At 49.2% G+C, this 2,484-nt stretch carries 1 protein-coding gene; it reads right to left on the reverse strand.

What is annotated here, in order from left to right:
* Positions 1-755: 755 nt before the first annotated feature.
* Positions 756-2,090, reverse strand: coding sequence for a PEGA domain-containing protein (locus FJ146_19895; GenBank protein MBM4254235.1), 1,335 nt, complete (start codon positions 2,088-2,090; stop codon positions 756-758).
* Positions 2,091-2,484: the final 394 nt, after the last annotated feature.

The following is a 2,484-nucleotide window of genomic DNA, read 5'->3' on the forward strand; positions in this document are numbered from 1 at the left end:
GGGTGGGAGGCACTAATAATTTAATTAGGACATACTGGGGGACCACCGACGCTGTCGATTACTACACTCCGGGCAGTGTTCGTTCCACACCAGTGATGACGATGTTGGCTACCGGCAACGTCGGCATTGGCACCACAAATCCAGGCGCAAAAATCTCGGTGAATGGCGTCATTGAATCAACAAGCGGCGGAGTTAAGTTTCCTGACGGATCTACCCAAACTAGTGCCGCTGCAAGTGCGGGCGGGCTTACTATGAGTGGGAACACCACAGGCAACACTCATGTGAGCATCAATGTAACCGTAAATTCAAATACTTTGCTGGCAAGCAATCCAACAAAAAGCGAGTTTACGGTGGCCGCGAGCGGCAATTATTTGATGACTGGTTTCACACATGCTTGTGGTTCGTTTTCTGGTACTAATGAGGTTAAATTGTGGGTAAATGGGACAGAAGTTGGTTTCACTTACATGTCTACGAACTGTCAAGGAGCGAGTTTTACCATATATCGCTACCTCAGTGCCGGGGATGCTGTAACGGGGACTTGTCGCAACAATCTTGGTGGGTACAACGCTTACTGTAGCTGGACCGTTGTAAAGTTCTAGATCCTCATGATGTTTCCGCTTGTTGTAAGCGGATTTTGCGGATGGTCTGAGATCATAGCAGCGGGAAGCAGTATGTCAGGCGCGAGTTTGAGAAAATGATTTGCTGCCGACTCAAAACTAAGGACCGATAGCGCCTCCGTCTACGACGAACCTGTGTTAATAGGCGAGCCCGAATCCAAAAATGGACAGCGTTGAGAAATCTCCCAGTTTTAGTGCGCTGTCATATGCTTTTTCGATGCCCTTTACATAGCTCAGATTGATGAGTGAAAACTTGAGGCTCTTGAAAGTCATCGCCACTAGAGAGCACTCGGCTAAAGTGATGCCACTTAGTTGGCTGCTACTTTTACTTTGAGTCTGCTTGTTCTCGATGTCTAACGCTAGGCTCGGAATATAAGAAAATCGTAGATCAAACCATCTCGTGTAACTGACGGAACCCGGATTTTGCTCGCCCTGCCACTGATTCACGAGAGCGTAGTTGAGTCCTATTGAGGGACCGCTAAAGACGATGCTAAACCGCTTGATCTCAGGTTCGAATTGATTGGCTATGAATTGCATGTGGCAGGCTTCGAATTTGCCAGAAAGGTAACCGACGTTGACGCCAAATTTATTAGTAAGATTTTTAGACAGGATGAGGCGCAGCGTATCGCCTTTGTCGGGATCAGCGCTGCCCGTGCAGTCGGCGAAGTTGTAGTTAGTACCAGTTGCGCGGTCATTTGCCTTTACTTCGTTCATCGACCCAATTTCCAGCATCAAGGCAAAGGACTGGTAGGCGCGGCGCAATGCCTTTTCCTGTTCAGATTCTATCGGTTTCAGTCGTGCCATTACGGGCAGGGTGGCGCTTTTAATGACTGTTATCGTGTCTTCCCAGGCTTCGTCCTGCGTAGAGACTCTGATGCGTCGCAATCCAGCTCTTACTTCAAATGTTGATGGGGTTTTGCCAAGGCTTACACCATCGACTTCGACCTGAGCTTTGACTGGTTCGTCAAGGGAATTTCGTGCCGAAATGTCAACGGCTCCTATCTTGGGCTTAAATCCGCAAGTTATTTTAAGTCGGTCGCCAAGATTGACAGATATTTTCTGAATCTCTTTGTAGTATTCGGGATGATCCAGCTCTAGCACATAGTGACCAGGGCTAAGTTTAAGCTCGTCACTTGATGAGACAGCGAAGCGGTTGCCGTCAACGCGAAATTCCGTGCCGGCCGGGCAATTTGCGAACGATACACGGCTGATATTTTCGCGCAGCTCAAACGAGAATTTGTCGTGACTAGAGTCAACACTAATCGTTCCGGATACACGACTGTAGTCCTGCTTCCATAGGGCGATGGCATGCGAGCCGTGTAAGACCTCAAGCTTGCAAGGGGTTTGACAGGCATGATCGACGCCATCAAAGGTGACGGTAGCATTAGCGGGAGTGGAGTTAATTTCGATCACTTCTTTTTTGATTGCCTGCGAATGCCAGACTTCTTGCACCTCTTTTTCCACGGGAATCATTTTTTTGGTGTTGGAGTTGGCGAGACGCTTTAAATTGTCATTAACGTCTCTAATCGACCAACGGTATAGGTTAGGGGTATCAGCTTTACGTAGGCCTTGCCAGTCGAGGACCGAGCTGGTCGCCTCTAGGCTGGTTTCTTGGGTGAAGGCGACGTTTTTGTTGTCTTCGCGGCTACTTGATCTGACGGTGATTTCGGCGAAGAAACAAAGAAGAGCTTTCTTTTTCGCCGCGAGTAAATCTTCGGCCGGTATGTATTGACGTCCTCACCCCCCGTAAACGAAGGGGATTCCCTAGGCTTGCACCGCCCGACGGCAGTGCAAGTGGGTCAGCGCCTCACGTCCGAGGCGGAGAATGTTACGAGCTGCATTGACGTCACGGTCGTGAACCGTATCA

This window comes from Deltaproteobacteria bacterium, from assembly GCA_016874735.1.
Taxonomy (GTDB): Bacteria; Bdellovibrionota_B; Oligoflexia; order Oligoflexales; family CAIYRB01; genus CAIYRB01.